The organism is Pseudomonas sp. G1002 (genome assembly GCF_013385455.1).
Taxonomy (GTDB): domain Bacteria; phylum Pseudomonadota; class Gammaproteobacteria; order Pseudomonadales; family Pseudomonadaceae; genus Aquipseudomonas.
In genome coordinates, this window is the sequence record NZ_JACAPY010000029.1 from 109,999 (window position 1) to 135,926 (window position 25,928).

The window sequence follows — 25,928 nt, forward strand, 5'->3', positions numbered from 1 at the left end:
TTTCCCATGAAGATTTTCCTTACCGGTGCCAATGGTTTCGTCGGCGGCAGCGTTGCCCATCACTTGATCGCCCAAGGGCACAGCGTGCGCGGCCTGCTGCGCGACCCGCAGAAAGCCGGACGCTTGCAGGCCCAGGGCATCACCCCGGTGATCGGCAGCCTGGATGACCGCCAATTACTGATCGACGAAGCACGCCAGGCCGACGCTGTGATTGATGCCGCCAACAGCGACCACGCCGGTGCCGTCGACGCGTTCATCGACGCGCTGCGTGGCTCGGGCAAACTGCTGATCCACACCAGCGGCTCCAGCATCATCGGCGATGACGCGTTGGGCAATACCTTGTCCGAACACATCTTTGACGAAGACACCCCCTTCATCATCGAGGCCCCCAAGCAAGCCCGCTACGACATTGACCTGCGCATGATGGCTGCCGCCGACCAAGGTATTCGCAGCGTGGTGATCTGCCCGAGCAACATCTATGGCGTGGGCCATGGATTGACCGATCACAGCTTCCAACTGCCGTTCCTGATGGCCCGTGCCCGGGAAACCGGGGTGATGCGTATCGTCGGGGCCGGGGTCAATCGCTGGTCCAACGTGCACATTGATGACGTCGCGCAACTGTTCCTGCTGGCCGTGGAAAAAGCCCCGGCCGGCGCGTTTTACTTTCTGGAAAACGGTGAGGCGTCGTTTATCGATATGGCCGCCGCACTGGCCAAGCGCATGAACCTGGGCGCGGTGCAGTCATGGCCAGCCGAAGAAGCCGAGCAACATTGGGACCCGATGCATGTGCATTACACCTTCGGCACCAATAGCCGGGTCAAGGCCAAGCGCGCTCGCGCCGAGCTGGGTTGGGCGCCGCGTCACGCTTCGATCCTCGACTGGATCGGCAGCGAGATGCCGCTATGAGCCGAGTCTGGATGATTACCGGCAGCGCCGGCGGCCTGGGTGCCGGCATCGCCCGCGCGGCGCTGGTTAACGGCGACCAGGTGGTAGCCACCGACCTTGACCTGGCCCGTCTGGACCAGACCTACAGCAGCGACCAGGTGATGACCGCCGCGCTGGACATCCGCGATGAGCAACAGGCCCAAACGGTGGTGACCGCAGCAGTGGCGCGATTCGGACGCATCGATGTGCTGGTCAATAACGCAGGCTACGGACAGTTCGGGCCATTCGAGGAAGTCGAGCCCGAGGCCATCGAGCGTCAGTTCGCGACCAACGTGTTCGGCACCTTCAACGTAACCCGCGCAGTGCTGCCGGTGATGCGCCGCCAGCGCAGCGGGCACCTGGTGATGATGTCGTCCAATGGCGGCTTCAAGGGCGTGCGTGGGGCCTCGATGTATTCGGCGTCGAAGTTTGCGATCGAAGGGTTTTCCGAAGCCCTGGCCGAGGAAGTCGCCGAGTTCGGCATCCGCCTGACGCTGCTGGAGCCCGGGGCGTTTCGTACCGACTTTCTTGACAGCCGCATGCTCAAGCTCGGCACTCGGGCCCTGGAGGATTACGCCGAATTTCGCGCCCGCACGCTGGCGGTCTTCGAGGCGCGTAATCACCGGCAAATCGGCGACCCGGATCGACTCGGCCTGGTGGTTGTGCAATTGGCGGCTCTGGCAGCACCGCCGTTGCGCTTCGTCGCTGGCAGCGATGCGCTGAGTGTCGTCGAAGCCAAGCTGGACCAGGTTCGCGCCGATCTTGAACGCTGGCGCTCGCTGTCCACCTCCACCGATTTCCCTCAATAAAGGCCTCTGTCATGACCGACCTCATCGCCCGCGTAGAACAGCTGGAAACCCGCTTCGCCCTGGAGCGCCTGATCAATGAGTACGCCCACGCCTTCGACGCCCGCGACGAAACGCTGCTGCGCAGCATCTGGCACGACGACGCACGGCTGGACCTCGGTGCCGCGTTCGGCTGCCATGACGGCGTCGCCGCGATCATTGCTTCCGCCCACCTCAACTGGGCAGCCATGCCGCATATGCATCACTGGATGGCCAACCCGCTGATCGACATCAGCGGCGATACCGCCAGCGCGAGGGTTGCGGTGGATTGCGTGTGCACCCATAACGAACTGGGGCAGGTGCAGATCAGCGGTCTTTATCACGACCGTTTCGAACGCCGGCAAGGGCAATGGGCGTTCAGCGAGCGGCGCTTTGAGCTGCACTTTCTGACGCCGCTGGCAGGCTGGAAGCCGGTGGCGGGGCTTGAGGCGTAGATCCATGCTCGACAAGGGTGGCGTGTTTGGCCGATTATTCGTGTCCGCCAAACGCCACCCGCCTTGAAGCAGGAGCCTTGTACCTTGAGTTCGCAGAAAACCGTGACCGTTACACCGCCCAACTTTCCATTGAACGGCAAGGTAGCGCCCCCCGGCTCCAAATCCATTACCAACCGTGCCTTGCTGCTGGCGGCCCTGGCCAAGGGCACCAGCCGCTTGAGCGGCGCGCTGAAAAGCGATGACACTCGCCACATGTCGGTGGCCCTGCGGCAGATGGGCGTGGTGATCGATGAACCGGACGACACCACGTTCGTCGTCACTAGCATAGGCAAGCTGCAATTGCCGGCGCAGCCGCTGTTCCTCGGCAACGCCGGCACGGCGATGCGCTTCCTCACCGCTGCCGTGGCCACCGTGAAAGGCACCGTGGTGCTGGACGGCGATGCCTACATGCAAAAACGCCCGATCGGCCCGCTGCTGGCGACCCTCGGCCAGAATGGCATCCAGGTCGACAGCCCAACCGGCTGCCCACCCGTGACCGTCCATGGCACTGGCCGCGTGCAAGCCAAGCGTTTCGAGATCGACGGCGGCCTGTCGAGCCAGTATGTGTCGGCGCTGCTGATGCTGGCGGCGTGCGGCGAAGCCCCGATTGAAGTGGCACTGACCGGCAAGGACATTGGCGCCCGTGGCTATGTCGACCTGACCCTGGACTGCATGCGCGCCTTCGGTGCCCAGGTGGACATCGTCGATGAAAGCACCTGGCGCGTGGCCCCCACCGGCTACACCGCCCACGATTACCTGATCGAACCTGACGCTTCCGCCGCCACCTACTTGTGGGCTGCCGAAGTGTTGACCGGCGGCCGCATCGACCTCGGTGTCGCCCCGCAGGATTTCACCCAGCCCGATGCCAAGGCCCAGGCAGTGATCGCGCAGTTCCCGCAGATGCAGCCGGTGGTTGTCGGTTCGCAGATGCAGGACGCAATCCCCACCCTCGCCGTGCTCGCCGCGTTCAACAACACCCCGGTACGCTTCACCGAACTGGCCAACCTGCGGGTCAAGGAATGTGATCGGGTGCAGGCCCTGCATGACGGCCTGAATGAAATCCGTCCGGGCCTGGCGACCATTGAAGGTGATGACTTGCTGGTAGCCAGCGATCCGGCCTTGGCGGGTACCACCTGCAACGCGCTGATCGACACCCACGCCGACCACCGCATCGCCATGTGCTTTGCCCTGGCGGGACTGAAGGTCTCGGGGATCAGGATTCAGGACCCGGACTGCGTCGGCAAGACCTATCCTGAGTACTGGAAAGAGCTGGAAAGCCTTGGGGTCCATCTGACCTGGTAAGCCGCCGGCGCCGGTAACGGGAGGGAGACTGCATGACGATTCGCCAACCCTGCCCACCCGGCGTCTGCGACTGCAATCGTGAGCAACTGCTCGACCTTCCCGGCGCCGATGCGCGCATACTGCAACTGACCCGCCAGGAAGAAAAACGCCTGCTCGAACGCCTCGAAAACCTGCAAAGCCTGCCCGACCTTGAGCGCATGCAACAGCTGATGTACCAGCAACTGGGCATTCGCGTGCATATCGCGCCGGGCCATACGGAAGTGAAGACGATGCGCGGGATTCAGATCGCTATCGATGACTTGCCGGGGTTGTGTCGCAAGACCCGGCAGTCGATTCCGGCGGCGATTCGCAAGGGCATGGAGAAGCGCCCGGAGATTGCGTATCGGTTGCTGGATGCTCATGACTTGTTTCGCGAGGGTTGAGGGCCGCCTTCCATTTGCGGCGATTTTCTCGCTTGAGTCTGCGGGCCTGTTGGTATTCGAGGCGAGCCTGGGCCATCTCCTGAGTACGCGGGGGCCGAAAACCGGCTTTGTAACGCTTGCGTTCGTGGCGAAGTAGAACGAGTTCTGCGCGCATTTGGCGGTGGCGTTTAGTATTCAGGAGGTAGAGGCCTAGAAGCGAGAACAAAAGCCCTGTCGAGAAAGTAAAAAGATCTGGTGTGTGGCTGATAGTGAACATCACCGCAGAAAAGCTCAGCACACAACAGCCAACCATTATCCAGACTCCCCACGCTCGCCCTCGCACAACAAGAGCATTTCCCACCGACAAGATCACTGACATTACGCCCATATCAAGACCCGAGTAATTGCGGTAACCAGAAATCCGATGTAGATAGGTGCTGCCCAAAAGCGCGCTCGCCATAACAAGCGCAAGAAGCGCGCAAAAAAAAGCACCAATAAAAACCGGGCCATACCGAGCCAGAAAGGCCTGACGTGAATGCCTCAATTCCATCATTCAAACTCTTCGTATAGGCCGATGGCCAATGTCCCGATATTCCCGGAGACGCCGCTGCCTATGACACTCATGGTTGCACCCACTCCTGCCCCCGCAATCGCCGGGTCAGCATCGATCGCGGCAAACAACCGGCCGAGGTCGATACTGCCTTCGATCCGTTTGCGGGTGGTGCGATAGGCAGCTGGAAAACCGTCCTTCAAGACGCTGGAAGTCATTCCTTTACTCCTGGATTCCACGAGAGCGCAAAGAGTAAGACTGAGCCGCCTGAAAGGTTGTCAGAAAGGTCCTCCTTTCCAGACTGACATTTCCCGATCACCTCTCCATACCTTGTGGGCAATCATTCCAATTGGAAAAGTACGCCCGTGCTACTAATTCCCTCTTCCCCCCGCAAACGACCACTCATCCGCCGCCGTCGTCGTAATCACCACCATCACATCCTCAGGGCTCAGCCCAATCGCAGCCTCCAGCCGCTCCACCAACACCTGGTAAAACCGCCGTTTGGTCTCGGTATCACGAGGTTTACCGCCCGTGATCGCGATAAGTACATAGTCGTGGCTGCGCGGGCCGCCCAAATAGTTGGGGTCGATGATCATCTCGCCAATTTCGTGCTGGTGGATCACGTGGAAGCGATCCGCGTCAGGAATCTTGAAGCTCTCAACCAGGGCGTCATGCAATCCCTGTGAAAGCGCTTGCAGATATTCAGGGGATTTCCCGCGATGCAGGGAGATTCGGGCGTAAGGCATGGTGGTTACTCCGCAGGATGGATGTCTGCCAACAGGTTCAGCGCCGACGCCGCTGTCGGCCAGCCGGAGTAAAACGCCAGGTGAGTGATGACTTCACCCAGTTCCTCGACGCTCAAGCCATTGCCAACCGCCCGCTGCAAGTGAAACGGTAGTTGCTCCAGACGGTACATCGCCACCAGTGCCGCCACGGTGATCAGGCTGCGCTCCCTGGGCGACAGGTCCTCGCGCTCCCAGATATCGGCGAACAGCACGTCGCGGGTCAGCTCGGTAAATTTGTTGCTCATGGACGCTCGCTCCGACAATTCAGTTGACGGGCAAAAACTAGCAAGCCAGGATCATTCCGAATATCAGATTTAATAGAATCCACCATCCCGTTTTAATGGACCATTCAATGCGCCGCCCCACCTTCGACCTTGATGTACTGCGCACCTTCGTCACCGGCGTCGAGCTGAACAGTTTTGCCAAGGCGGCGGATCGCCTGGGCCGTTCGACCTCAGCCGTCAGCGCGCAATTAAAGAAACTCGAAGAACAGGTCGGCACGCCGGTGCTGAGCAAATCCGGGCGCGGGCTGGTGCTGACGCCGGTGGGTGAAGCGCTGCTCGGCCACGCCAGGCGGTTGCTGGACCTCAATGACACTGTCTTCAGCAGCCTTAACGAAACCCAAACCGCAGGCACTTTGCGCCTCGGTTTGCAGGAGGATTTCGGCGAGCATGTGCTCAGTGACATCCTGCGGCGCTTCGCCAGGCTTTATCCGATGATCAGCCTTGAAGTGCGGATAGGCCGCAATGTCGAGCTGTTGACCCTGATCGACAGCGCGAGCCTGGACCTGGCGCTGACCTGGGAAACCGGTCAGACATCGTCCTGCCGCACCCGCCTGGGGCAAACCCCCATGCACTGGATCGGGCCCCGGGACAAACCCCAACTACCGCGCGCCGAGGACGCACCGCTGCCGCTGGTGATGTTCGAGGCACCCTGCGTATTGCGCAGCGCCGCCACCGAAGCCCTGGACCGCGCCGGCATTGCCTGGCGCATTGCCTTGACCAGCCCCAGCGTGGGTGGGATCTGGGCGGCGGTCGATGCCGGGTTGGGTGTGACCTTGCGCACCCGTATCGGTTTGCCTGCGCACCTACGTGTACTCGACGGTCTGCCGCCGGTGCCGTCCCTTGGCTATGAATTGCATTGCAGCCATCCAGCGCCAGGCGCTGCGGTCGCACAGCTGGCAGCGCTCATACAGAGCAGCCTGGTTTAGGCGGTTTCGCAGGGTTGCAGGGTGACGAACAGTTGTCGCCCCAACTTCGCCGCCGTCTCCAGATGCTGTTCGGCAGCGCCGCTTTCCGAGTCCAGCAGCAGCTCGGATGTCAGCACTTTCGCACCGCAGTAATCAAAGATCCCATGGTCGATTTGCGTGCGCATGGCGTCGGCATAGCCGTGGCGTTCAAACACCCCTTCGTCCGCCCCGCCAACGCCCAGTAAGTGCACCTGCAAGTGGCCGAGTTTTTTCACCACCTTCGTCTCAAGGCTGTAGTCGATCGCCCAACCGTTGACGAATACCCGGTCGATCCAGCCCTTGAGCAAGGCCGGCATCGACCACCAGAAGATCGGGAACACCAGCACCAAGGCATCGGCGCGGTCGAGTCGGGCCTGTTCGGCCAGTACGTCGGCCGGCGGCGTGGCGCGGGTGCGGTGCACTTTATGGTCGGCGGCGTTGTAGCGTGGGTCGAAACCTTCGGCGGCGAGGTCGGCGATCTCGAAGGTGTGCCCTGCGGCAGTGATGCCGGCAGCAGCCTGTTTGGCGAGGCTGTGGGTGAGGGATTGTGGGTCGTGATGGGCAACAACGATCAGCGCGTGCATGGCAATGACTCCTTCGGGGGGTGGCGATGAGCAGGCAAATTGAGTAGGCTTGAGCTAAGTTACCGTTGGTAAGTTACTTTTGGTATATAAGCATGTCAAGCGATCAATCCCCTGCCCCTCGCCGTCGCCTGTCCCGGGATGACCGGCTACGCCAGCTGCTCGACGTGGCCTGGCAACTGGTGCGAGAAGAAGGCACCGATGCCCTGACCCTCGGGCATCTGGCCGCGTTGGCCGGCGTTACAAAGCCGGTGGTGTATGATCATTTCGGCGATCGCGCGGGGCTGTTGGCCACGCTGTATGAAGATTTCGACGCCCGTCAGAACCAGGTATTTGCCGCCGCAATCGAGGCCAGCGAACCCACCCTGGACGACCGTGCCTGGGTGATCGCCTCGTGCTACGTCGATTGTGTGTTGCTACAAGGGCGGGAAATTCCGGGAGTGATTGCGGCCCTGGCCGGCAGCCCGGAACTGGAGACCATCAAGCGTGAGTACGACGCAATTTTCCTTGGCAAGTGTCGCGATGCCCTCTCCCCCTTTGCCGTGGACGGTGTGATTGGCCAGCCCGGTTTACGCGCAATGCTGGGCGCGGCGGACGCCTTGTCCCATGCTGCGGCCAGCGGGGAGATCAGCCCGCTGGAGGCGCAAGAGGAGCTGTTTGCGAGCATCAAGTCGATGGTGAGTCGAGGAGCGCGTTAGCCCAGCCTTGCGTGCACGAACATCCGAGCCTTGTGGGTCATCTGGTCGAAGTGACGATCACGCTGTTTTTCGGCATCGACCATCGCCCGCTTGCCGTGCTTTTGCAGGAGGTAGGTGTGGATCTGCCGCACCTCCAGCGAGCTGTAGATCGACGCCACATCCAGCAACCCCATCAAGCCGTCAGTGCTGTAGTCGCGGGTGTTCATCAACACTTGGGTACCGCGCACACCGCGCAGTTGAAAGCCCATGGACTCGAACGCCGGGACCTTCTCCACTGCGCAGGTCAGTTCGGCATGGGGGTAGCGGGCCAGCATGTCCTGCATCATCGCCCGCGCCACGCCTTTGCGCCGATGGCTGGCGTGCACCGCCATGTAAGCCACGCCGCACGCCTCGAGATCGTCCTTCACCGGCAGGTACAGCAGGAAGCCGATCACCTGCTCCTGCGCGTCCAGCGCGACGATCAATTCCACCGCAATGCCCTTGGACCCGCCCAGCGCTTCCAGGTACAGGTGCACCTCGTAGCCGATGGCGTACTGGTAGACGTTGTACAGCAGGTTGCTTGGCGGGATGGCGACCATGCTGATGTCCGTCAGGTAGTCGACCACCATCTGCAGGATCTGCGCGTTGATCGGCTCGGGGCATGGGGTTTCGTAATGGGTAAGGCTGAACATTTGAATTCCTGGTGTTTCATTTAAGGCCCGGCGGATTGTACCTGCTGAAGGGCCGCCGTGGACCCGCAAGCACCCATTGTGGCGAGGGAGCTTGCTCCCTCGCCACAGGGGGGGCTGGATGTCCGGCCTCGGCTCATTGCGCACATACCTCCCGCAGGCAACCGCGCAGCCAGCGATGGGCCAGGTCGGCGTCCAGGCGCGGGTGCCAGAGCATCGATACGGTGAAGTCCGGGAACACGAACGGCAGCGCAAAGCGGTAGAGGTCGCTGTGCAGGTTGGCGGTATGCCGCTCCGGCACGCTGGCGATCAGGTCGGTGCTGCGGGCCAGGGCCAGGGCGGTCGAGAAGCCGGCGACGATGGTCACCACGTCCCGGGTCAGCCCGAGCGCTTCAAGGGCTTGATGGATCTGGCCTTGATCACGGCCACGCCGGGACACGTAGATGTGCTGGCCTTCGGCGAAGCGCTGCGGCGTGACTTCGCCCTGGCTGAGCGGATGGCCCTTGCGCACCACGCCGATAAACCGGTCGCGGAACAGCGCCTGGGTCAGCACCTCGGGGCTGGCGCTGCTGTCGACCACGCCGGTTTCAAGGTCGACACTGCCATCGCGCAGCGGCGTGCTGCCTTTGTCCGGCTTGTGCACGAAGCGCAACCGCACGCCAGGCGCTTCCCGGGCGGTCCGCGTCAACAGCGCCGGGCCGAAGTTTTCAACAAATCCGTCGCTGGTGCGCAAGGTGAAGGTGCGTACCAGTTGGCTCACATCCAGCGTCGCAGCGGGTCGCAACACCGCTTCGGCGTCCTGCACCAACTGGCTGACCTGTTCGCGCAACGCCAAAGCGCGCGGCGTGGGTACCAGGCCGCGGCCGGCACGGACCAATAACGGATCGCCGGTGGTTTCCCGCAGTCGCGCCAGCGCCCGGCTCATCGCCGACGGGCTCAGGCGCAAGCGTTGAGCGGCACGGGCGACGCTGCCTTCGGCGAGCAACACATCCAGGGTGACCAGCAGATTGAAATCAGGTGTCGACACGGCAAACCTCATAGGGCGTTTGGCGCACGTATAAAGTGCAAATGCTGCGCCTTCCGCCATGTTAGGTGACGGCGTAGATTTCTGACAGCGGTCAAACCCAGGAGCCTCTTGATGAAATCACCTGCACCCCGTGGCGCTCTCGTCGCCCTGTCACTGTCCATGTTGCTGGCGTCCTTGGGCACCAGCATCGCCAACGTCGGCCTGCCGAGCCTGGTGCAGGCGTTTGATGCATCGTTCCAGGCGGCGCAGTGGGTGGTGCTCGCCTACTTGCTGGCGATTACTGCGGTGATCGTCAGCGTCGGGCGACTGGGTGACCTGATGGGCCGCAGCCGCCTGCTCTTGGCCGGGTTGTTGCTTTTCACCGTTGCCTCGGCCCTGTGCGGCATGGCTCCGTCCCTCGGGCTGTTGATTGCGGCCCGCGCCCTGCAAGGCCTGGGCGCGGCGATCATGATGGCGATGACCATGGCGCTGGTGGGCGAGACCGTGGCCAAGGAACGCACCGGCCGCGCCATGGGGTTGCTGGGCACGATGTCGGCCATGGGTACCGCGCTGGGGCCAAGCCTTGGCGGGGTGTTGATCGCGGGGTTTGGCTGGCGCGCGCTGTTTTTCATCACCGTGCCGCTGGGTTTGCTGACATTTGCCCTCGCCCGGCGCTATCTGCGCGTCGACCGCCATGGGCTACAGCCCGCGCAATCCGGGTTCAGTTTCTTGTCGACTTTACGGGATTCAACGCTAAGCGCTGGCCTGGCCATGAGCGCGCTGGTATCGGCGGTGATGATGGCGACCTTGGTGGTCGGGCCCTTCTACCTGACCCACGGTGCAGGCCTCGACCCCGCCTGGATGGGCCTGACAATGGCAGTCGGGCCCTGCGTTTCGGCATTCACGGGCATCCCTGCGGGACGCTTGACCGACCGTTTCGGCTGCGGCCCGATGACCATCGCCGGGCTGCTGGCGATGCTGGCGGGGTGCCTGCTGCTCTCCCTGGCGCCGCTGAACCTTGGGGTTGCCGGGTACATCGCCCCGCTGATCATCCTCACCCTCGGCTACGCCCAGTTTCAAGCCGCCAACAACACCGCCGTGATGAGCGACGTACTGGCAGACCGCCGTGGCGTGATCGCCGGCTTGCTTAATCTGTCGCGCAATCTGGGCCTGATCGCCGGGGCTTCGGCCTTGGGCGCAGTGTTTTCGCAGGTTTCAGGTGACCTCGCCACAGCCACTCCCGGCGATGTGGGAAGTGGGATGCAAGCCACGTTCGGTGTGGCGTTGGCACTGATTGGTGCAGGTCTTTTCCTGGCCCTGCGCACCCGCCTCGACACCACAGCTGCCTTGACAAGATAAAATCGTAACGACTATTGTCTGACAACCTGATTACCAAGGTTTTCCCATGCTTGAGCTCCAGCGCCCTGATTCGCTCGTTATGCGCGTTGTCAGCGCCATTCGTGCAGAAATCGATTCCGGCCAACTGGCGCCCGAAGCGCGCCTGCCCACCGAACAGCAACTGGCTGAACAACTCAATGTCAGCCGTTCGGTGGTGCGCGAAGCGATTGCCCAGCTCAAGGCCGACGGCGTACTGACTGCGCGGCGTGGCCTGGGCTCATTTATCTCGCAAACCCCGGCCGGCACCGTGTTCCGCTTCCCGGAAAAAAACGGTCGCCGCCCGGACCTGGCGCAAATGTTCGAAGTGCGCCTGTGGATCGAAACCCAGGCCGCCTCGATTGCCGCCCAACGCCGCGACGCCGCCGACCTGCAGCGCATGAAGACCGCCCTGCAGGAAATGCACGACAAACGCGCCGACTTCGACGCCGCCGCCCTGGCCGATGTGGAATTCCACCGCGCCATCGCCGAGGCCAGCAAGAACGACTATTTCGTGGCCTTCCATGACTTCCTCAGAAGCCAACTGGCCAGCGCCCGCAAGACCGCCTGGGAAAACTCCGCCACCCGCTTTGTCAGCGGCTCGGCCGATGCCACCCAGGAACACACCGCGCTCTACCAGGCCATCGTCGACGGTGATGCCCAAGGCGCCGCCGCCTGTGCCGAGGCTCACTTGCGCGCCGCAGCAAGGCGCCTGCATCTGGAACTGCCCGCTATCAATTGACCGATCCGAACCCTTTTAAAGCGTGCCGATGGCGCGCTGTTTTTTTAACAAAACCATTAGTCTGACAACCTGATAAGCAGACTGAAATGCGTAGGTACCCAAAACAATGATTTATGACTTTTGCATCATCGGCGGCGGCATCGTCGGTTTGGCCACCGCGATGGAGTTGCTCAAGCGCCAGCCCAACGCCTCGCTGGTGATCCTGGAAAAGGAAAGCCAGCTGGCCAAGCACCAGACCGGCCATAACAGCGGCGTGATCCATGCCGGCATCTACTACGCGCCGGGCAGCCTCAAGGCCGACTTGTGCAAACGTGGCGCCGAAGCGACCAAGCAGTTCTGCACCGAGCACGGGATCAAGTTCGAGGTGTGCGGCAAGTTGCTGGTGGCTTCGACTGATCTGGAAGTACAACGGATGGAAGCGCTGTACGCCCGCTCGCAGCTCAACGGCATGAAAGTCGAACGCCTGGACGCCGACCAGTTGCGCCAGCGCGAACCGAACATCGTCGGGCTGGGCGGGCTGTTTCTCGACGCCACCGGCATTGTCGATTACCGCGAAGTCTGCGAAACCATGGCCCGGGTGATTCGTCGCGCCGGCGGGGAAATCTGCCTGGAACGCACCGTCACTGCGATCGTCGAGGACACCGACAAAGTCACCGTCAGCACCCGGGGCGAAAGCTGGCAGGCCAGGCATCTGGTGGTGTGTGCAGGATTGCAATCGGACCGCCTGGCCGTGATGGCCGGCGTCAAGATCGACCACCAGATCATCCCGTTCCGTGGCGAATACTTCCGCTTGCCGGAATCGAAGAACACCATCGTCAACCACCTGATCTACCCGATTCCCGACCCGGAGCTGCCCTTCCTCGGCGTGCACCTGACCCGCATGATCGACGGCAGCGTCACCGTTGGCCCGAATGCCGTACTCGGCCTGGGTCGCGAGAACTACCGCAAATTCTCGGTGAACTGGCGCGACGTGGCGCAGTACGCGAGCTTCCCGGGCTTCTGGAAAACCATCTGGCAGAACCTCGGTTCGGGCAGCGTCGAGATGAAGAACTCGCTGTTCAAGTCCGGCTACCTGGAGCAGTGCCGCAAGTACTGCCCATCGCTCAACATCGAAGACCTGCTGCCTTATGAAGCCGGCATCCGCGCCCAGGCCGTGATGCGCGACGGCACCCTGGTGCACGACTTCCTGTTCGCCCAGACCCCGCGAATGCTCCACGTGTGCAATGCACCCTCACCCGCTGCCACCTCCGCGATTCCCATCGGCTCGATGATCGCCGACCGCATGTTCAAGCCCCACTGACGCACCGCACCACGCCTCACTTTGACAATAAATATAATGACTCATAAGGAAGTACAGAATGACGGCTACAGCCCGCACCCCGGACGTTGAAACCCCCGAGCAAACCAGGAAACGCCTGCGCAAAGTCGCGGCCGCGACGATCTTCGGTTCGATGCTGGAGTGGTATGACTTTTACCTGTACGCCACCATGGCGGCGATTGTGTTCTCGAAGATTTTCTTCGATAACAGCGACCCGAAAGCCGCTACGCTGATGGCGTTTTCCACCTTTGCCATCGGCTTCATCGCGCGCCCGTTCGGCGGCATTCTGTTTGGCTACCTGGGCGACAAGTTCGGGCGTAAACAAGTGCTGGTGCTGACCTTCTGCATGATGGGCGTGTGCACCACGTTGATCGGGCTGATCCCCAGCTACGCCTCCATCGGCATCTGGGCGCCGATCGTGCTGGTGTTTATCCGCATCATCCAGGGCCTGGGGGCCGGTGCCGAACTGTCCGGCGCGGCGGTTACCTCCTACGAGCACGCCTCAGAAGGCAAGCGCGGCAGCCAGGGTGCATGGCCGGCGCTCGGGCTGAACCTGGGCTTGCTGCTGTCTTCGCTGACCGTGTACCTGCTGACCATCAACGGCAATGAATTCCTGCTGGCCGGCGGCTGGCGGATTCCGTTCATTTGCAGCATCGCGCTGGTGGGTGTGGGCCTGTGGGTGCGCAACAGCATCCCGGAAACCCCGGAATTCAAGGAACTGAGCAAGGAAACCGCAAAGGCCAAGGCGTCGCCGCTCAAGGCGCTGTTCAAGAACGACCTCAAGGGCCTGGCCGTGGTGTTCTTCGTGGCGATTGGCTACAACGCGTTGAGCTACATCTTCAAGACCTTTTCCCTGGCTTACCTCACCCAGTTCAAGGGTGTCGATGTGCACGTCACGTCGCTGTCGGTGACCATTGCCAGCCTGATCGCCATCGTCGCCGTGCCATGCTTCGGCTGGTTGTGCGACAAGTGGAGCAGCAAGACCGTGCTGATGCTCGGCGGCCTGCTGTCGCTGCTGTTTGCCTACCCGTTCCTTGCGCTGCTCAATACCGGTGAAAGCCTGATGATCTACGTCGCCATTGGCGTGGGCACCGGCATCCTCGCGCCGATGATGTTTGCGCCGCAGGGTTCGTTCCTGAGCCGCCAGTTCCCGACCCAGACCCGCTCCTCGGGCTTTGGCACCGGGCGGGAAATCGGCACCGCGATCGCAGGTGGCCTGGCGCCATTAGGGGCGTTGTCGATGGTGGCGGCGTCGGCCACTCACTCCACTGATGGCGTTGTGATAATCCTCGCGATCTCGTCCCTGCTGGTGGTGGTGTTCGCCTTGTGCGATCAGGGCCGTAAACACTCGGCATTCAAGAACTGAGGCAAAAAGTTCGGACCAACGGGTGCATGGATGCCCCTTCATCGCGCATCATGGGCACTTTCAAGCTCAAGGGAAACGTCCATGCGCGTTCTGTCATTGATGATGGGTCTTACGACGCTGGCCGCCAGTCTGGTGTTTACCGCCCAGGCGCAGGCGGGTGAAGAAAGCCTGTTGGTCGACTCGATCAATCAATACCGCAGCCAGGTCCAGCGCTGCGGCAACCAGGGTTCCCAGGAATTGCCACCGCTGGCCAGCGACACGCGGCTGGTGTTGCCGGTCAACAGTGTCGGCGACTTGCAGCAGGCGCTGGCGAGGGCGGCGTACCCGATGGTCAACGTCCAGGCCATCAGCCTGTCCGGGCCCAGGAACGCCGAAGCCGCGATGAAAGCCGTGCGCGAAAGTTTTTGCCGGGTGGTGCTCGACCCGCAGTTCATTGATATCGGCGTGAGCAACAGCGGCCAGGACTGGCGCATCGTGCTGGCCCGCCCGCTGCTGACCAGCGGCCTGGGCGAGACCCAGACCGAAGGCAAGAAGGTGCTCGACCTGATCAACACCGCCCGCCAGCAACCACGCCAATGTGGCGCCCAGGCCTTTGCCGCCACCACACCCCTGAGCTGGAACGAAGCACTCGCCAACGCCGCCGCCGGCCACGCGCGCAACATGGCCAACGGCAACTTCTTCGATCACCTGGACCACGATGGCCGCACCCCGGGTGACCGGGCTGAACTGGCAGGCTACATCGGCCAGCAGATCGGCGAGAACATCGCCGCCGGCATGGACACCCCACGCAAGGTGGTCGACGGCTGGCTGGCCAGCCCCGGGCACTGTGCCAACCTGATGAACCCGCAGTTCCGCGAAATGGGCGCCGCCTACGCCATGGACCCGAAAAGTGATGCCGGCATCTACTGGACCGGGTTGTTTGGCGTGCAGCAGCAATAACGGTTTGTATCCCAACGTATCTTCCCGGCGAGGCGACACACTGCGAGGTGCAGGCCCCCGGCGATGACACATTGCGGATACGCCGGCGCGGTTTCCTGTGCACACCGGCCCACCCCGGGCCACTTGCGAGGAAACCGTCATGTCCCAGAACAGCACCGTGCTCTACACCGGCAGAACCCACACCACCGGCGGGCGTGAAGGCGCGTCCCACAGCGATGACCTGCACCTGGACATCAAGCTGTCGCCGCCCGGCTCCAAGGCTCCCGGCACCAACCCCGAGCAACTGTTTGGTGCCGGCTGGTCCGCCTGCTTTATCGGCGCAATGGGCAAAGCCGCACAAACCCTTCACATCCGCCTGCCCGCCGACACGGCAGTGAGTGCCGAAGTGGACCTGGTGAACAGCCCGGAAGATGGCTATTACCTGCAGGCGCGCCTGCGGGTCAGCCTGCCGGGTATCGAACACTCGGCCGCCCAGGCACTGGTGGACCGTGCCCACCAGACGTGCCCGTATTCCAAGGCCACCCGCGGCAATATCGCGGTAACGATTACGGTGGCCTGAAGGGAGCTCAGCAAAGCATTATCCGGCCGAGACACTAAAGTGCCATCTAGTGGATAATCCCGCTGAACTGGCTGAGTCCCGGGATGTCTGTAGCTTGGCATCCCTACCTCAGCGAACCGTGGCAAGAAGGCGTTCACCGAATGACAAACTGGCTGCAAGGCGGCGGCGAAATGGCCGAACGGGTCCGGCATCACGACTGGGCCAATACGCCATTGGGGCCTTTGGAACACTGGCCGGACGTACTGAAGACCACCGTCGCCCTGTGCCTTGCCTCCAGTTTCCCCCAGGCGATCGTCTGGGGGCCTGCGCTGATCACGCTTTACAACGACGGGTTTATCCCGATTCTCGGCGACAAGCCTGATGCCCTCGGGCGGCCATTCAACGAGATCTGGCAGGAAGCCTGGCCCCAGATCAGTCCGATCGCGGATGCCGCCTTCGCAGGTGAAGCCACCTTTATCGAAAACTTCCCGCTGACGATCGAACGCGGCGGCGCGCCGGAGCAGGCGTACTTCACCTTCTGCTACAGCCCGATCCGCGACGTACAGGGCAAGGTGGTCGGCATGCTCGACACCGTGACCGAAACCACCGCCACCGTGGTTTTGTCCCAGCGCCTGGCCGAGCTGAATGCAAGCCTGGAGCAGCGCGTCACCGAAAGGACCACCCTGCTGACCCAGACCGAAGCCGCCTTGCGTCAATCGCAAAAGCTTGAAGCCATCGGCCAGTTGACCGGTGGCGTGGCCCACGACTTCAACAACCTGCTGACCATCATTCGCTCATCCGTCGACTTCCTGCGGATGCCGAGCCTGTCCGAAGAGCGTCGCCAGCGCTACATGAGCGCGGTCACCGACACCGTGGACCGGGCCGGCAAATTGACCAGCCAGTTGCTCGCATTTGCCCGGCGCCAGCCGCTGAACCCGGAAGTGTTCGATGCAGGCCTGCGGGTGAAAAACATCGGCGAGATGCTCGAGACGGTGACTGGCGCGCGGATTCATGTGCACGTCGAACTGCCCGGGCAGCCATGCTACATCCGCGCCGACTCCAGCCAGTTTGAAACCGCCCTGATCAACATCGCCCTCAACGCCCGGGACGCGATGAACGGCCAGGGCAGCCTGACCCTGCGACTGGACGCCGATCAAGCACTGCCGAGCATCCGTGGTGACGCCGGTTCACGCCAGGCGTTCATCGCCATTTCACTCACCGACACCGGCAGCGGGATTCCCGGGGAGACGTTCGAGCGCATCTTCGAACCCTTCTTCACCACCAAGGAAGTCGGCAAGGGCACCGGCCTGGGACTGTCCCAGGTGTTCGGCTTCGCCAAGCAATCGGGCGGCAACGTCGATGTGGCCAGCCAGGTCGGCCAGGGCACGGTGTTTACCCTGTACTTGCCGCAAGTGGTACCTGAAGAGAGCTTCCAACGAGACACCCCGGACACCTGCGGGTTGATCACCGAATGCGCCCAGCGCCATATCCTGGTGGTGGAAGACAACCTGGAAGTGGGCCGCTTTGCCAATCAGATCCTCCAGGACCTCGGCTACCGGACCACCTGGGCAACCAATGCCGAACAGGCGCTGGAACTGGCCGGCGCAGACGCGTTGGGGTTCGATGCAGTGTTTTCAGATGTGGTGATGCCCGGCATCACCGGGGTGGCCCTGGCCAGGGAAATGCGACGGCGCCGGCCCGGCCTGCCGGTGGTACTGACCTCGGGCTACAGCGAGGAGCTGGCGGAAAGCGGCTATGAAGGCCTGGTGTTCCTGCCCAAGCCCTACTCGGCCGACCAGGTCTCACAGGTGCTGGCCAAGGCGCTGCTCAAGGGCTGAGGCCTATTCCGCGACGGCCACCTGGTTACGCCCGAGGGCCTTGGCGCGGTACAGCGCCTTGTCTGCGGTGTTCATCAGGCCGTGCAGGTCCTGGTCCACCGCGCGGGCCCAGGCCACGCCGAGGCTGGCGGTCAACCCCTGGACCGGCTCGCTGGTCAGCCCGGCGATGGCCTTGATCAACTGCTCGGCGATGTCCCGCCCGGTCTCCAGCGACGTATCCGGCAGCAGCACCGCAAACTCCTCGCCCCCCAGCCGCCCATACACATCGGCCTGGCGAAACGACGCGCTGATCACCCCGCCGATCTGACGCAGCACCTGGTCCCCGGCCTGGTGCCCGTAGGTGTCATTGATGGCCTTGAAGTGGTCCATGTCCATCATCAGCGCGCACAACGGCTGCTGGTTATGCCGGCACTGTTCGTAGAGCAACTGCGCGTGCTCGAAAAACGCCCGGCGGTTCATCAGGCCGGTGAGTTCGTCGGTTTGTGCGGCGCGGGTGGAGATGTTGTGGGCACGCTCCATTTGCCGGGTCAGGCGAAAGGCTTTTTCCAGGGCATCCGACAGCTTGCGCGTGGCGCCACCGACAAACGAAGAGAACACCAGCACCGCCAGGGCCATGCCGACTTGCATCGACGACGGTTGAAACAGCAGCCACAGGGTGCACGGCAGCAGTACCAGGCCCATGGAGACCAGGGTCATGTAGCGATAGGCCGAATAACACGAGACTGCGCTGACCGACATGCCCACGGTGAACAACATCACCAGGGCCTGGGACAGGCGATCGTCGGTGGGCATCAGGACGAATGCGCCGATGCCCCAGACCCCGGCCGACAACATCAACGTTACCCAATAGCGCCGCTCCCAGCGCGCGGGGGTGCGTTCACTGTTGGGGCAGCGAAACCAGTCCATGAACATCCACACCCGCAGCAACGACGTCCCGGCCAATACCACCAGCCAGACCAGCATTACCCGGTGATCAAAACGTTCCCAGCACAGCCAGCACAGCATGGCGGCCGCCATATAACTGCCGAACACTGCAGAGAATGACTGGCGAAACAGCTGGTGCAATCGATCTGTTCGTACCTGCTCCTCGATGAAGCAATCCTGGTCCTGCCCACGCCCAAGGCCATTCATTTGGTCCGCCTGATCTTACTGCCGCGACAAAGTGCCATTGTGGCATCCTGCCAGTAGCCCTAACAACTGAATCAAGCGTGCTAGAGCGCCGAAAGCAGGATAAATATAGGTGAACACCTTCTCGCTCGCTCCAAGGATCAGAGTCCACCCATGAATACCCACCCGATTACCACCGAACGCCTGATTCTCAGGCCCGCAGCGGCCGACGATGTGGCCAGTGTATTTGCCATTTATGGCGATCCCGAGACCAACCGCTACAACCCGGCAGGCCCCTTTACCGATCTGGGCCAAGCCGAGGCCGCCCTGGCTCGCTGGCTGCTGCACTGGGCAGAACATGGTTTTGGCCAATGGGCGATTGCCACACAAGAGGCGCCGGGCTGCGTGATCGGCTTTGGTGGCATCACCTTGTACCCCTACAACGACGTTGAGCGGATCAACCTCGGCTACCGCTATGCGGTCAGCGCCTGGGGACAGGGCTTTGCAACCGAGCTTGCCAGGGCGGCGTTGCAGTTTGCCTTTGTCGCGCTGGACCAGCCGCAGGTGTACGGCGTGGTGCGTCCGGGGCATACAGCGTCGATCAAGGTGCTGGAGAAAATCGGCATGCAGTACATCGATGAGCTGGACGATGTACCCGGTCAGGCGCCGAGCCTGGTGTATGTGGCCCGGCGGGCCCTCTGACCTTTGTATCGCAGTGTGTCCAAACACCCCTGCGATACAAAACCTTTAACCCAACCGCTTTCTCGAAACAGACGGGATACACAACTACGTTCAACTGTGAGCCAGGCACACCACCCGCCGCCGGAGACTCACCATGCACACACAGTTGAACACCCCACCCCGCCGCCTGATGGGCGCGTCGCTGCTGGCCTTTGCGCTGTTGCAGTTCGGTGCCCTCGGCGTCGCCAGTGCACAGGACGAGCAAGCACCGGCGGCTGCCAGCGCAACTGCCCACAGCGCGCTCGGCCCGTTGAAGCATGTGAAAGCCGGCTTGCTGGATGTGGCCTACGCCGAAGTCGGCCCGGCCGATGGCCCGGTGGTGATCCTGCTGCATGGCTGGCCCTACGACATTGACAGCTACTCCGAGGTAGCGCCGCTGCTGGCCGCCCAGGGCTACCGGGTGCTGGTGCCTTACGCCCGAGGCTATGGCGATACCCATTTCCTGTCGGCAAAGACCCTGCGCAACGGCCAGCCGGCCGCCCTCGCCGTCGACCTGATCGACTTCATGGACGCGCTGAAGATCAAGCAGGCCGTGCTCGGCGGCTATGACTGGGGTGCGCGCACCGCCGACATCGTCTCGGCGTTGTGGCCTGAGCGGGTCAAGGCGCTGGTATCGGTCAGCGGCTACCTGATCGGCAACCAGGCCGCCGGCAAGAACCCATTGCCGCCCAAGGCCGAGTTGCAATGGTGGTACCAGTTCTACTTCGCCACCGATCGCGGCGCCGCCGGCTATGCGAAAAACACCCACGACTTCGCCAAGTTGATCTGGCAGATCGCCTCGCCAAAATGGGCATTCGACGACGCCACCTTCGACCGCAGCGCCAAGGGCCTGGACAACCCCGACCACGTCGCCGTATCGATCTTCAACTACCGCTGGCGCCTGGGGCTGGTGCAGGGCGAGAAAAAATACGCTGCGCTGGAGCAGAAACTCGCCACCGCCCCGTCCATCAACGTGCCCACCATCACCATGGAAGGCGACGCCAACGGCGCGCCGCACCCGGCCGCAGAGGACTATGCCAAACGCTTTACCGGCAAGTACGAATACCGGCTGATCAGCGGCGGCATCGGCCACAACCTGCCGCAGGAAGCACCGCAAGCCTTTGCCAAGGCTGTGATCGATGCGGACCACCTGTGATGAAGCGCCTGCATCTTGCTGCACTCGTCGCTGCAACAGCTGCCGTGGTGGCCACCGCTACCGGGTTCGCCTTTGGCGGCCCGGCTACCAGCGAGCCTTCGCCGATCTACGGCGTGACCATTCCCGACGGCTACCGTCAATGGGAGCTGATCGCGCCGGCCCAGGAAGCCGACCCGCTGAATGAACTGCGGGTGGTGCTGGGCAATAAAGTGGCGCTCAAGGCGTACCGCGAAGGCACGCTGCCCTTCCCCGACGGCACTGTGCTGGCGAAACTGGCCTGGAAGCACGTGCAATCGCCCGAGTTCAAGACCGCGTCGATTCCCGGCGCGGCGACCACCGTGCAGTTCATGGTCAAGGACTCGAAGAAATACGCAGCGACCGGAGGCTGGGGCTTTGGACGGTTCATCAATGGCAAGCCGGTGGACCAGGCGCAGCATGAGACATGCTTTGCCTGCCATCAGGCGCTGGTGAAGAACCATGATTATGTGTTCACCCGGCTGGCGCCTTAGCGCAATAGCCTTTTTCAACAACAAACGCCGCGGCAACCGGGCATCCCGTAGCAGCTGCCTCGCTTGGGCTCGACAGCTGCTACGTTGTGTGGGGTTTTATCAGGCCGGAACGCCCAGGATGATATGGGACGCCTTGATCACCGCCGTGGCGCTCACGCCCGGCTTCAACCCCAGCTCGGCCACCGCGTCGCGGGTCACGATGGAAAACACCTTCGAACCACCCGCCAACTCGATCACCACTTCCGCATTCACCGCGCCGTCATTCACGCTCAGCACCTTGCCTTCCAGGCAGTTGCGGGCCGACAGGCGGATGTCGCTGGATTCGGTCATCAACATCACCCACGGCGCCTTGATCAGCGCGACCGCTTCCTTGCCTACGGCAATGCCCAGGTTGCGGATGCTTTCCAGGGTCACCACCGCTACCAACTGCTCGCCACCGGGCAGGGTCAACACCACTTCGGCGTTGACCGCGCCGTCCTGGACCTGGCTGACCTGGCCTTTGAATACGTTGCGTGCACTGACTTTCATGGGAACGGTCCTTTTCTTGACTTATAGGTTAGGAATTGCCGCGCATGATTAAACGTTGCGTTGTGTAAAAACAACTATAGCGCCCTGCCCTGCCTGGAACCCCACGCCAATAAAGAAGGCCGCCCAATGGGCGGCCTTCATCTGGAGCAGTTACCGACGACTGATTAAAACAGCGCGTAGGTATAGTTGAAGATCAGGCGGGTCTGATCCTGGTCGGCGGTGCCGGTGTTATGGCCGTGGTAGCTGCCGGTACGGAACGTAGTACCGAAGCCTTTCAGCGGGCCTTCCTGCACGACGTAATCAAGACGGAAATCGGTTTCGCGTTCCGACTGATCGCTGCCACCGGCAACCTTGGCCTTGATGTCGCTGCCGTTCAGGTAGGCAATCGAGGCTTTCAGGCCCGGCACCAGGGTTCTGAAGTCATACAGGTACTGACCGAAATTGACCTGCTCGCCCGCACGGGAGAACTGGCCAACCACCGCGTCGGTGAACAGGTAGAAGTCGGAACCGGCCGCGCCTTGGGCGGTTGGATCGGCGATGCTGCCCTGGTTGACCCAGACGAAGCCACCGTCATCACTCACGCCGATATGGCCGAGCATCAACTGGCTGCCGCCCAACTGATAGGTGAAGGCAGCACTGTAGGTTTTGTTGTCGACTTCACCGGCGTGCTTGGCATAGCCGCCGTTGTTGTTGAACGCATAGCCGGCCGAACCGTTTTTGCCGTCGCTGGTGCTGTCGAAATAACGCAGGTCAGTCTTGAACGACTGGTCATTGCCCAACGGCAATACGTGGACCAGGCCGAAATAGTTCTGTTTGTAGAAGTCTTCCAGGTTGGCGTAGTAGTACTGCAACGTCAGGTTTTTAGCGATGACGTTGTCAGAAGAACCAAACGGCTGGTAGTCGACACCACCGAAACGGAAGCTGTCGCTGTCGCGAGTGGCACCGGCCACGCTCAAGCCCGTGGAGTTGCTCGATGCACGACCTTCAGCCTTGTTCAGCTCGCCGCCGGTGAAGGTGACGTTGGGAATGTCCTTGGAAGTCAGGATGCCGCCGTCAAAGGTCTGCGGCGCGGCACGGCTGTCGTTGGACACCAGGATCGGCAGGATCGGCGCCAAACCACCGCCCACGTGCAATTCAGTCTGGGAAATACGGAATTTAACGTTGCCGGCTGCGCGACCGAAGCTGTCAGCAGGCTCGGTGCCATTGTTCTTCACCGGGAAGAAGCTGTTGCCGTTACCCGACAGGCCATTGCCCGCTGCGTGGCCATCGCCACCGTCCAGACGCAACGCGCCGAAAGCCATCACGTCGAAACCTACGCCGACGGTGCCCTGGGTGTAACCGGATTTATAGTCGAAACGCAGTACTTGAGCCGCTTCCCGCAGGTCGTTCGCCGTGCCGGAGTGAACGTCGGCGTTGTAGTACATGGTGCGCGAACTGATCGAAGAATGACTGTCTTCGAGGAAGCCGCTATGGCCGTCACCCGTGCCGAGTGAGCCAAGACCAAAGCCGTCTGCGCTGGCGTGTTGTGCAAGGACAGCCGCCGTGATGGCCAACGCTAATGTAGAGAGTTTCATTTACTGCGCCCCTGTGAACATTATTTTTTTACTGTCCTTCGAGCGAATACCGTTGCGGCCCTGCAAACGCTGCGGATTGTGGCATGGGGCCGATGGCGCAGATTGTGAAATTTTTGTCATGTACCGATGAAAAAACCGTCATGAAAAGGCCGTACAAGCCGGCCTTTTTCGAGGGTTGAATGGCCTGCAGTTGTACGACAACCGCTACAGCGCCGTGCGTTGATCAGGCTGGAGTCGGTGGCGAAAATGCGAGAAATGGTAGGCAACCGCCAGCCACATAAACCATGCAGGCATCACGCAAAGGGCCAGGCGGGTATCTGGGCGAAGTGCCAGTAGGCAAAGTACGAACGCCAGGAAGCCAAGTGAAACCCACGCCAACGGTACGCCTCCGGGCATTTTGTAGAGGGATTTTTCATGTAGCTCCGGGCACTTTTTCCGATAGGCGATGTAGGACGCCAGGATGGTCGACCAGGTAAAGATCACCAGGATCGCCGAAACAGTGGAGACGATGGTAAAGGCCGTCATCACTTCCGGGACTATAAACAGCAGCAACAAGCCCAGCAGCATCAGGAAGGTGGTAAACGCCAGGCTGATAAACGGCACGCTGTTTTTCGACAGTCGTCGGAATATCCCGGGTGCGTCTCCCAGGTCCGCCAGGCCGAACAACATACGACTCGCCGAAAACACCCCGCTGTTGGCCGAAGAAGCCGCTGAGGTCAGTACCACGAAATTCACAATCCCGGCGGCGGCGGGAAAGCCGGCCACCAGGAACAGCTCGACAAAGGGGCTCTTGCTGGGCGACACCTGCTCCCAGGATGTCACCGCAATGATGCAGGCCAAGGCCAGCACGTAGAACAGGATGATCCGCAGCGGAATCGAGTTGATTGCCTTGGGCAGCGTCTTCTCCGGCGAACGGGTTTCGGCCGCCGCCGTGCCGATCAACTCGGTGCCGGCAAACGAGAAGATCGCCATCTGGAACCCGGCAAAGAAGCCGAACACGCCATTGGGAAACGCCGCCTGTTTATCCAGCAAATGATTCAGGGAAGCCGTGACGCCGGTGGGCGACACAAACGAGCTGGCAATCAACACCACGCTCACACTGATCAGGGTCACCACGGCGATGATCTTGATGATCGCAAACCAGAACTCCACCTCGCCGAACAGCCGCACCGTCAGCACATTCAAGGCAAACAGGGTCAGCAGCATTGCAATCGCCGGTATCCAGGCCGGCACGTGCGGGAACCAGTACTGGAAAAAGCCCCCGACCACCACCGCATCCCCCACCACCGCCACGCTCCAGCTCAGCCAGTACGACCAGCCGAGAAAAAACGCCGCACGCGGCCCCAGGTAGGCACCTGCAAAGTCGGCGAAGCTCTTGAAGTTCAGGTTGGACAGCAGCAGCTCACCCATGGCGCGCATCACGAAATACACAAACAGCCCGATGATCATGTAGATCAGGATGATCGAGGTGCCGGACAGCGCGATGATCTTGCCCGAGCCCATGAACAGGCCGGTGCCGATCGCACCGCCCATGGCCATCAGTTGGATATGGCGGTTGTTGAGGGTGCGTTGCAAAGCGGGCTTTTCAATCAGCCCGGGCACGGTTGTTTTCATCACAAAACCTCTTGTTATGTTTTTGAGTTTTGGCAGAAAAAAGTCAGGCGTTGTTTATTGTTGGAATGGCATCGGGGTCAGGCGTGTTTGTTCTCGAAACCGTGCAGCACGTTGACCGCGTTGATGCCGATTTCATCGACCATGTAGCCGCCTTCCATCACAAACAGCGTGGGCACGCCGACGCTGGCGATGATCTCGCCGATGCCGAGGAAGTCGCGGCTTTCCAGCAGGAAATGGCTGATGGGATCGTCCTTGAAGGTGTCGACGCCGAGGGAAATCACCAGCACTTGCGGCGAGAACGTTCTGAGTTGATTGCAGGCGTCGAGCAACGCTTCTTTGTAGGTGCTCCAACCGGTGTTTTTCGCCAGCGGGTAATTCAGGTTGAACCCCTCGCCCGCCGCGGCACCGCGCTCGGCACTGAAGCCCGAATAGTAGGGATACGACACGGACGGATCGCCATGCAGCGAGACGAACATCACGTCATTGCGGTTGTAGAAGATGTTCTGCGTGCCGTTGCCGTGGTGGAAATCCACGTCCAGCACCGCGACCCGTTTGGCGCCTTGGGTGATCGCCTGTTGCGCGGCAATGGCTGCGTTATTCAGGTAGCAATAACCGCCCATGTATTCCCGCGCCGCATGGTGGCCCGGTGGCCGGCACAGGGCGAAGGCGCTGTCGTGGCCTTCATCAATCAATGCCAGGCCGGTGAGTGCGATATCGGCGCTGGTCTTCACCGCTTCCCAGGTGGTGCTGGTGATCGGTGAACCGGCATCCATCGCGAAAAACCCGAGCTTGCCGTCGATGAATTCCGGCACCTGCTCATTGGCCAGGTCCCGCACCGGCCACACCAGCGGCAAGGCGTCATGGGCACGGCCAATCGCCGTCCATTCGGCCCAGGCGGTTTCCAGGAAGGACACGTAGCGTTCGCTGTGGGCATTGACGTAACAGGCCCGGTCGAACGTGCGCGGCACGATGATATCGCCCAGCCCAACGTGCTTGACCCGATCACGCACCGTGTCGGCGCGGCTGGGTTGTTCGAAGGACGGCTTGAGCACGCCATCCTTGAGTTCGGTGCCATGGTGCAAACGATGAGAGTCGCTGAAAACAGTCAACATGAAAGACATCCACCCGTGAAAGACAGGTGATT

The 25,928-nt window shown here is 61.8% G+C and carries 28 protein-coding genes; 17 read left to right on the plus strand and 11 right to left on the minus strand.

The window, feature by feature from the left end; translation table 11 throughout:
• Positions 1-6: 6 nt before the first annotated feature.
• From HX801_RS19890 to HX801_RS19910, 5 genes are all read left to right on the plus strand, one after another.
• Positions 7-906 (plus strand): NAD-dependent epimerase/dehydratase family protein, encoded by a 900-nt coding sequence (locus HX801_RS19890; RefSeq protein ID WP_177022566.1) that lies wholly within the window; start codon positions 7-9, stop codon positions 904-906.
• Positions 903-1,733: an SDR family NAD(P)-dependent oxidoreductase gene (locus HX801_RS19895; RefSeq protein ID WP_177022567.1), complete on the plus strand. Its 831-nt coding sequence runs from the start codon at positions 903-905 to the stop codon at positions 1,731-1,733. Before HX801_RS19890 ends, HX801_RS19895 begins: the two co-directional genes overlap by 4 nt.
• Before the next feature lie 11 nt (positions 1,734-1,744).
• On the plus strand, positions 1,745-2,203 hold the full coding sequence (locus tag HX801_RS19900; RefSeq protein WP_177022568.1) for a nuclear transport factor 2 family protein: 459 nt from the start codon (positions 1,745-1,747) through the stop codon (positions 2,201-2,203).
• An 84-nt stretch (positions 2,204-2,287) separates the two neighbouring features.
• Complete coding sequence (aroA, locus tag HX801_RS19905; protein ID WP_177022569.1) at positions 2,288-3,544, plus strand: 3-phosphoshikimate 1-carboxyvinyltransferase; 1,257 nt, start codon at positions 2,288-2,290, stop codon at positions 3,542-3,544.
• A 32-nt stretch (positions 3,545-3,576) separates the two neighbouring features.
• Positions 3,577-3,966 (plus strand): hypothetical protein, encoded by a 390-nt coding sequence (locus tag HX801_RS19910; protein ID WP_177022570.1) that lies wholly within the window; start codon positions 3,577-3,579, stop codon positions 3,964-3,966.
• Positions 3,967-4,494: 528 nt separating this feature from the next.
• On the opposite strand, the gene HX801_RS19915 is transcribed toward HX801_RS19910, so the two are convergent.
• From HX801_RS19915 to HX801_RS19925, 3 genes are all read right to left on the minus strand, one after another.
• On the minus strand, positions 4,495-4,713 hold the full coding sequence (locus HX801_RS19915) for a hypothetical protein (RefSeq protein WP_177022571.1): 219 nt from the start codon (positions 4,711-4,713) through the stop codon (positions 4,495-4,497).
• Positions 4,714-4,866: 153 nt separating this feature from the next.
• Positions 4,867-5,241, minus strand: coding sequence for a tautomerase family protein (locus HX801_RS19920; protein WP_008436392.1), 375 nt, complete (start codon positions 5,239-5,241; stop codon positions 4,867-4,869).
• A gap of 5 nt (positions 5,242-5,246) precedes the next feature.
• On the minus strand, positions 5,247-5,525 hold the full coding sequence (locus tag HX801_RS19925) for a carboxymuconolactone decarboxylase family protein (RefSeq protein ID WP_177022572.1): 279 nt from the start codon (positions 5,523-5,525) through the stop codon (positions 5,247-5,249).
• 107 nt (positions 5,526-5,632) lie between these two features.
• On the opposite strand from HX801_RS19925, the gene HX801_RS19930 reads away from it, so the two are divergent.
• Complete coding sequence (locus HX801_RS19930) at positions 5,633-6,490, plus strand: LysR substrate-binding domain-containing protein (protein WP_177022573.1); 858 nt, start codon at positions 5,633-5,635, stop codon at positions 6,488-6,490.
• Here the strand turns inward: HX801_RS19930 and HX801_RS19935 are convergent.
• Positions 6,487-7,092, minus strand: coding sequence for an NAD(P)H-dependent oxidoreductase (locus tag HX801_RS19935; RefSeq protein ID WP_177022574.1), 606 nt, complete (start codon positions 7,090-7,092; stop codon positions 6,487-6,489). The two genes, HX801_RS19930 and HX801_RS19935, sit on opposite strands and share 4 nt — an antisense overlap.
• Before the next feature lie 92 nt (positions 7,093-7,184).
• On the opposite strand from HX801_RS19935, the gene HX801_RS19940 reads away from it, so the two are divergent.
• On the plus strand, positions 7,185-7,787 hold the full coding sequence (locus HX801_RS19940) for a TetR/AcrR family transcriptional regulator (protein ID WP_177022575.1): 603 nt from the start codon (positions 7,185-7,187) through the stop codon (positions 7,785-7,787).
• On the opposite strand, the gene HX801_RS19945 is transcribed toward HX801_RS19940, so the two are convergent.
• On the minus strand, positions 7,784-8,458 hold the full coding sequence (locus HX801_RS19945) for a GNAT family N-acetyltransferase (RefSeq protein ID WP_177022576.1): 675 nt from the start codon (positions 8,456-8,458) through the stop codon (positions 7,784-7,786). The two genes, HX801_RS19940 and HX801_RS19945, sit on opposite strands and share 4 nt — an antisense overlap.
• 133 nt (positions 8,459-8,591) lie before the next feature.
• Positions 8,592-9,482: a LysR family transcriptional regulator gene (locus HX801_RS19950; protein ID WP_087695070.1), complete on the minus strand. Its 891-nt coding sequence runs from the start codon at positions 9,480-9,482 to the stop codon at positions 8,592-8,594.
• A 111-nt stretch (positions 9,483-9,593) separates the two neighbouring features.
• Here HX801_RS19950 and HX801_RS19955 point away from each other — a divergent pair, with 111 nt between their 5' ends.
• The 7 genes from HX801_RS19955 (at position 9,594) to HX801_RS19985 (ending at position 17,576) form a co-directional block, all read left to right on the plus strand.
• Positions 9,594-10,820, plus strand: a complete 1,227-nt coding sequence (locus HX801_RS19955; protein ID WP_177022577.1) for an MFS transporter — start codon at positions 9,594-9,596, stop codon at positions 10,818-10,820.
• 46 nt (positions 10,821-10,866) lie between these two features.
• Complete coding sequence (locus tag HX801_RS19960) at positions 10,867-11,577, plus strand: FadR/GntR family transcriptional regulator (protein WP_008436372.1); 711 nt, start codon at positions 10,867-10,869, stop codon at positions 11,575-11,577.
• A gap of 106 nt (positions 11,578-11,683) precedes the next feature.
• Positions 11,684-12,877, plus strand: a complete 1,194-nt coding sequence (lhgO, locus tag HX801_RS19965) for an L-2-hydroxyglutarate oxidase (RefSeq protein WP_177022578.1) — start codon at positions 11,684-11,686, stop codon at positions 12,875-12,877.
• Between the two features lie 58 nt (positions 12,878-12,935).
• Positions 12,936-14,261: an MFS transporter gene (locus tag HX801_RS19970; RefSeq protein WP_008436370.1), complete on the plus strand. Its 1,326-nt coding sequence runs from the start codon at positions 12,936-12,938 to the stop codon at positions 14,259-14,261.
• An 81-nt stretch (positions 14,262-14,342) separates the two neighbouring features.
• Positions 14,343-15,200, plus strand: a complete 858-nt coding sequence (locus HX801_RS19975; RefSeq protein WP_003215212.1) for a CAP domain-containing protein — start codon at positions 14,343-14,345, stop codon at positions 15,198-15,200.
• 139 nt (positions 15,201-15,339) lie between these two features.
• Complete coding sequence (locus HX801_RS19980) at positions 15,340-15,759, plus strand: organic hydroperoxide resistance protein (protein WP_087695064.1); 420 nt, start codon at positions 15,340-15,342, stop codon at positions 15,757-15,759.
• 140 nt (positions 15,760-15,899) lie between these two features.
• Positions 15,900-17,576, plus strand: coding sequence for an ATP-binding protein (locus HX801_RS19985; protein WP_177022579.1), 1,677 nt, complete (start codon positions 15,900-15,902; stop codon positions 17,574-17,576).
• Positions 17,577-17,579: 3 nt separating this feature from the next.
• Here the strand turns inward: HX801_RS19985 and HX801_RS19990 are convergent, their stop codons facing one another.
• Complete coding sequence (locus HX801_RS19990) at positions 17,580-18,707, minus strand: sensor domain-containing diguanylate cyclase (protein WP_177022580.1); 1,128 nt, start codon at positions 18,705-18,707, stop codon at positions 17,580-17,582.
• A gap of 150 nt (positions 18,708-18,857) precedes the next feature.
• On the opposite strand from HX801_RS19990, the gene HX801_RS19995 reads away from it, so the two are divergent.
• The 3 genes from HX801_RS19995 (at position 18,858) to HX801_RS20005 (ending at position 21,068) form a co-directional block, all read left to right on the plus strand.
• Positions 18,858-19,385 carry a GNAT family N-acetyltransferase gene (locus tag HX801_RS19995; RefSeq protein ID WP_177022581.1) on the plus strand — a complete coding sequence of 176 codons (528 nt, stop codon included), beginning with the start codon at positions 18,858-18,860 and terminating at the stop codon, positions 19,383-19,385.
• A gap of 133 nt (positions 19,386-19,518) precedes the next feature.
• Complete coding sequence (locus tag HX801_RS20000; protein ID WP_177022582.1) at positions 19,519-20,559, plus strand: alpha/beta fold hydrolase; 1,041 nt, start codon at positions 19,519-19,521, stop codon at positions 20,557-20,559.
• Positions 20,559-21,068 (plus strand): cytochrome P460 family protein, encoded by a 510-nt coding sequence (locus HX801_RS20005; RefSeq protein WP_177022583.1) that lies wholly within the window; start codon positions 20,559-20,561, stop codon positions 21,066-21,068. The genes HX801_RS20000 and HX801_RS20005 overlap by 1 nt, the downstream gene beginning before the upstream one ends.
• A 99-nt stretch (positions 21,069-21,167) precedes the next feature.
• Here the strand turns inward: HX801_RS20005 and HX801_RS20010 are convergent, their stop codons facing one another.
• The 4 genes from HX801_RS20010 to HX801_RS20025 form a co-directional block, all read right to left on the minus strand.
• Complete coding sequence (locus tag HX801_RS20010; RefSeq protein WP_087695062.1) at positions 21,168-21,596, minus strand: molybdopterin-binding protein; 429 nt, start codon at positions 21,594-21,596, stop codon at positions 21,168-21,170.
• A 164-nt stretch (positions 21,597-21,760) separates the two neighbouring features.
• The gene (locus HX801_RS20015; protein ID WP_023658889.1) at positions 21,761-23,170 is read right to left on the minus strand and encodes an OprD family outer membrane porin; all 1,410 of its coding nucleotides are present in this window, start codon (positions 23,168-23,170) and stop codon (positions 21,761-21,763) included.
• Positions 23,171-23,374: 204 nt separating this feature from the next.
• Positions 23,375-24,784, minus strand: coding sequence for an amino acid permease (locus HX801_RS20020; RefSeq protein WP_177022584.1), 1,410 nt, complete (start codon positions 24,782-24,784; stop codon positions 23,375-23,377).
• 77 nt (positions 24,785-24,861) lie between these two features.
• Positions 24,862-25,896, minus strand: a complete 1,035-nt coding sequence (locus tag HX801_RS20025; RefSeq protein ID WP_177022585.1) for a histone deacetylase family protein — start codon at positions 25,894-25,896, stop codon at positions 24,862-24,864.
• Between the last annotated feature and the right edge of the window lie 32 nt (positions 25,897-25,928).

What these genes read in the sequence shown, in the direction of transcription:
- HX801_RS19890 (WP_177022566.1), top strand. Translation starts at nt 7, where the DNA reads ATGAAGATTTTCCTTACCGGTGCCAATGGTTTCGTCGGCGGCAGCGTT.
- HX801_RS19895 (WP_177022567.1), top strand. Translation starts at nt 903, where the DNA reads ATGAGCCGAGTCTGGATGATTACCGGCAGCGCCGGCGGCCTGGGTGCC.
- HX801_RS19900 (WP_177022568.1), top strand. Translation starts at nt 1,745, where the DNA reads ATGACCGACCTCATCGCCCGCGTAGAACAGCTGGAAACCCGCTTCGCC.
- HX801_RS19910 (WP_177022570.1), top strand. Translation starts at nt 3,577, where the DNA reads ATGACGATTCGCCAACCCTGCCCACCCGGCGTCTGCGACTGCAATCGT.
- HX801_RS19915 (WP_177022571.1), bottom strand. Translation starts at nt 4,713, where the DNA reads ATGACTTCCAGCGTCTTGAAGGACGGTTTTCCAGCTGCCTATCGCACC.
- HX801_RS19920 (WP_008436392.1), bottom strand. Translation starts at nt 5,241, where the DNA reads ATGCCTTACGCCCGAATCTCCCTGCATCGCGGGAAATCCCCTGAATAT.
- HX801_RS19925 (WP_177022572.1), bottom strand. Translation starts at nt 5,525, where the DNA reads ATGAGCAACAAATTTACCGAGCTGACCCGCGACGTGCTGTTCGCCGAT.
- HX801_RS19930 (WP_177022573.1), top strand. Translation starts at nt 5,633, where the DNA reads ATGCGCCGCCCCACCTTCGACCTTGATGTACTGCGCACCTTCGTCACC.
- HX801_RS19935 (WP_177022574.1), bottom strand. Translation starts at nt 7,092, where the DNA reads ATGCACGCGCTGATCGTTGTTGCCCATCACGACCCACAATCCCTCACC.
- HX801_RS19940 (WP_177022575.1), top strand. Translation starts at nt 7,185, where the DNA reads ATGTCAAGCGATCAATCCCCTGCCCCTCGCCGTCGCCTGTCCCGGGAT.
- HX801_RS19945 (WP_177022576.1), bottom strand. Translation starts at nt 8,458, where the DNA reads ATGTTCAGCCTTACCCATTACGAAACCCCATGCCCCGAGCCGATCAAC.
- HX801_RS19955 (WP_177022577.1), top strand. Translation starts at nt 9,594, where the DNA reads ATGAAATCACCTGCACCCCGTGGCGCTCTCGTCGCCCTGTCACTGTCC.
- HX801_RS19960 (WP_008436372.1), top strand. Translation starts at nt 10,867, where the DNA reads ATGCTTGAGCTCCAGCGCCCTGATTCGCTCGTTATGCGCGTTGTCAGC.
- lhgO (WP_177022578.1), top strand. Translation starts at nt 11,684, where the DNA reads ATGATTTATGACTTTTGCATCATCGGCGGCGGCATCGTCGGTTTGGCC.
- HX801_RS19970 (WP_008436370.1), top strand. Translation starts at nt 12,936, where the DNA reads ATGACGGCTACAGCCCGCACCCCGGACGTTGAAACCCCCGAGCAAACC.
- HX801_RS19975 (WP_003215212.1), top strand. Translation starts at nt 14,343, where the DNA reads ATGCGCGTTCTGTCATTGATGATGGGTCTTACGACGCTGGCCGCCAGT.
- HX801_RS19980 (WP_087695064.1), top strand. Translation starts at nt 15,340, where the DNA reads ATGTCCCAGAACAGCACCGTGCTCTACACCGGCAGAACCCACACCACC.
- HX801_RS19985 (WP_177022579.1), top strand. Translation starts at nt 15,900, where the DNA reads ATGACAAACTGGCTGCAAGGCGGCGGCGAAATGGCCGAACGGGTCCGG.
- HX801_RS19990 (WP_177022580.1), bottom strand. Translation starts at nt 18,707, where the DNA reads ATGAATGGCCTTGGGCGTGGGCAGGACCAGGATTGCTTCATCGAGGAG.
- HX801_RS19995 (WP_177022581.1), top strand. Translation starts at nt 18,858, where the DNA reads ATGAATACCCACCCGATTACCACCGAACGCCTGATTCTCAGGCCCGCA.
- HX801_RS20000 (WP_177022582.1), top strand. Translation starts at nt 19,519, where the DNA reads ATGCACACACAGTTGAACACCCCACCCCGCCGCCTGATGGGCGCGTCG.
- HX801_RS20005 (WP_177022583.1), top strand. Translation starts at nt 20,559, where the DNA reads ATGAAGCGCCTGCATCTTGCTGCACTCGTCGCTGCAACAGCTGCCGTG.
- HX801_RS20010 (WP_087695062.1), bottom strand. Translation starts at nt 21,596, where the DNA reads ATGAAAGTCAGTGCACGCAACGTATTCAAAGGCCAGGTCAGCCAGGTC.
- HX801_RS20015 (WP_023658889.1), bottom strand. Translation starts at nt 23,170, where the DNA reads ATGAAACTCTCTACATTAGCGTTGGCCATCACGGCGGCTGTCCTTGCA.
- HX801_RS20020 (WP_177022584.1), bottom strand. Translation starts at nt 24,784, where the DNA reads ATGAAAACAACCGTGCCCGGGCTGATTGAAAAGCCCGCTTTGCAACGC.
- HX801_RS20025 (WP_177022585.1), bottom strand. Translation starts at nt 25,896, where the DNA reads ATGTTGACTGTTTTCAGCGACTCTCATCGTTTGCACCATGGCACCGAA.